The sequence below is a fragment of the Pseudomonas sp. 05T35 genome (genome assembly GCF_056396605.1).
Genome location: NZ_JBFTLU010000535.1, coordinates 1 through 2,692, shown reverse-complemented (window position 1 = coordinate 2,692; position 2,692 = coordinate 1). Strand labels below are relative to the sequence as shown.

Genomic DNA, 2,692 nt, shown 5'->3' with positions numbered 1-2,692 from the left:
CCTTCACGATCACGGATATCGAGGAAGATCACCCCGCCGTGGTCACGACGACGGTGGACCCATCCGCAAAGGGTAACTTCCTGACCTTCCAGGCTTTCGTTCAGTTGGCCGCAATAATGGCTGCGCATCATGGTAGTGGTTTCACTTCTCGTAATTCGAAATTCGTTTGGAGGCCTTGCCGCACCACCGCACTTCAATAAGGTGCCTGATGATGCAAGAGCTCACGCGTGTCGTTCAACTTAGTCAGCTTTGTCGCCGCCGGCCAGATTCTTCTTCGAACCGGTTTTGAAATCGGTCTCGTACCAGCCGGTGCCGCTGAGGCGGAAACCTGGCATGGACAGCATTTTTTTCAATTCGGGTGCCTGGCAGGCAGGGCAGTCGACCAACGGTGCTGCGCTGATCTTCTGAATGGCTTCCAACTGATGACCACAGGAAGCACATTGATAGTCGTACATCGGCATGGGGTTGTCTCGGCAATCAGATTATCACCGCGCAAACGTCGGGTTTCGCGGCAAAGGGCGGGATTATATCCATTAAATCGAGCCTGTGCAGCCGTAACGCTGCACAGGCACATGCTCATTCGGGTGACGCCTGACCACACGAGCCGTCCCCATCACCGAGCGGCACGTCATTCAACGCTACAGGCGTCCTCATTCAAACTGTGTACAACGCACACCACCCGCACCAGCCCGCTGAAATTTTTCACCCCGCCATGACGCAGGTGCACCTCTCTATCAACGTAGGAAAGCAAAGCGCTCACCGAGCAACAGTTGATTTTCGCCATCCTGGCCAAAATATCCCAATAGACCTGCTCAAGGCGCAAACAGGTGGCAAATCCATTCAAACGCACTGATCGGGACAATGGACGCGCCAACCCCATATCAAACTCCCGAACAAAAGGATCTCTCTTCCCCACTTGTCTTACATCTTGAAAACGAGTGACTTCAATTGTCCCTTGCCCTATTCCTCGACTCATACTGCTGACACTCCTTTGTCATACTTGCTTTCAACAAGAGCAACCCTCTGTTCCCTCATAGAAACGCAAGCGGATAGTTATATCCAGATGACTTTATGACCATCAACGTAGGACAAGCCAACAACGTTAGGGAGACCGTTAACACGGTCCTACATCTGCCTATAAAGCAGAATTTCAGCGCAGGAAAAGTCAAAACCACAGTGCGAAAGAGGCCGCAGAACACTCGGACATCGCCCACCCAGGAATGCCTGCAAGCCCAAGGATGGGCTGCTTGTCGCCCTGACCTGCGCAGCGGCTGCCGAACCTGCAAGCGCCAGAACAGACAGATGCATGGAACAATACCCACACACATAAACCAAGTACGCTCCGGAGGCTGGATAACCGAGGCACGACTGTGCCCGACAACTAAGTCCACAACCAGGACCCTCTCGCTACCGTGCTCCTCCCCCATAAAATGAAGAGTACGAAACATAGTCACCATCACGCCCCAGCGGAAGTTATGGGTCTTCAGATAATGCACCTATGTGTCGATCAGCAGACGCGACAGCCCGGCGACTTAGTATTTGCGGACTATTTCGTTGATGCCGATATCGAGCGATATTCAAGGTGCCTTGCTTGCCCACATCTGGCCAAAAAATCGATCGACCTCTCTAGAACAGGCCTTCAGGCAACACCTTCGGTCAGAACCGCACRAACCGCTTCCTACCCCGCCGTCGTGCCCTCTGCACTTGATTTGAGAAGGCCTGGGCTTTGCTGTTAAATAGAGGCGTGTCGCTGCCTCTATTTTCCTGGGTGCAGCGCATAGGCTGATACCGGGTACGTGTCCAGCGCCTCCCATTGTTCAGAAGCGAACCGTGCTCAATCAGCTCTTCCTTGTGATCCGTCTTAACGTGAGTTAATCAAAATGTTGAAAATCGTCCACCTGCTAACGGGCGCAGCGGCTCTGCTGCTGTCCTTCATCCCTAGCTTGCGAACCGAAGCCGTACCTTACCTGCAACAACCTGACGCGCTGTACCTGGCGTTCTTCGGCTTGCTCAACCTGACCCTCGCGCCGGTTATTCCTTACTGGAACAAAGGTCCACGTCACCAACTGCAAAATCTGGTCAGCGCCTTGCTGGTGCTTGCCGTTGTCGTGCAAACCCTGACCCTCCTCGCACCGATGCCGGTCATTGGTGGTCAGCCCGCAGTCCTGCTTAGCCTCATCGTCGCCCTGATCGCCGTACTTCTGCACCTGGCCATCAGCTTTTATAAATCCTCTCCTGCTGCCGCTACACAAAATTACGACATGACCAATCGTGATACCGGCACCGTCAAATGGTTCAACACCTCCAAAGGCTTCGGTTTCATTTCTCGCGATTCCGGAGACGATATTTTTGTGCACTTCCGTGCAATCCRTGGTGAAGGTCACCGCGTCCTGGTCGAAGGCCAGCGTGTGGAGTTTTCTGTCATGAACCGTGATAAGGGCCTGCAAGCTGAAGACGTGATCGCGGCGTTGCCGCGTCGCTGATTCAAGTACCGCTTCGCCCACACAAAAAAACCGCGATGCAGCCAAGCTGCATCGCGGTTTTTTTTATCGCCTGGCGATGTGTCGCCCCGGCTGTCACTCAGTAATGCGGTGGCGGAGCCTCTTCTTCGAAAGACTCGAACTGCCCGGCCGCTTCTTCCTGGCGCTTGAACAACGCTTCCACTTGCAACTGCAAGCGCTCGACCACTCGC

The 2,692-nt window shown here is 54.1% G+C and carries 4 protein-coding genes and 1 pseudogene; 1 reads left to right on the top strand and 4 read right to left on the bottom strand.

Translation table 11 applies throughout. The annotated features are described in order from the left end of the window. The 3 genes from AC1DH9_RS26740 to AC1DH9_RS26730 all read right to left on the bottom strand — a co-directional run. The coding region (locus tag AC1DH9_RS26740) for an OB-fold nucleic acid binding domain-containing protein (protein ID WP_477809113.1) at nt 1–131 on the bottom strand (131 nt) is incomplete at its 3' end. Between the two features lie 108 nt (nt 132–239). Beyond that, nucleotides 240–461, bottom strand: coding sequence for an FmdB family zinc ribbon protein (locus AC1DH9_RS26735; protein ID WP_010457489.1), 222 nt, complete (start codon nt 459–461; stop codon nt 240–242). A gap of 167 nt (nt 462–628) precedes the next feature. Then, nucleotides 629–976 carry a ribbon-helix-helix domain-containing protein gene (locus AC1DH9_RS26730; RefSeq protein ID WP_427536115.1) on the bottom strand — a complete coding sequence of 116 codons (348 nt, stop codon included), beginning with the start codon at nt 974–976 and terminating at the stop codon, nt 629–631. Nucleotides 977–1,880: 904 nt separating this feature from the next. On the opposite strand from AC1DH9_RS26730, the gene AC1DH9_RS26725 reads away from it, so the two are divergent. Continuing rightward, nucleotides 1,881–2,483, top strand: coding sequence for a cold-shock protein (locus AC1DH9_RS26725; RefSeq protein ID WP_477809112.1), 603 nt, complete (start codon nt 1,881–1,883; stop codon nt 2,481–2,483). A 97-nt stretch (nt 2,484–2,580) separates the two neighbouring features. Here AC1DH9_RS26725 and AC1DH9_RS26720 read toward each other — a convergent pair. Next, nucleotides 2,581–2,692: pseudogene (locus AC1DH9_RS26720) on the bottom strand (SlyX family protein); the annotation flags it as partial.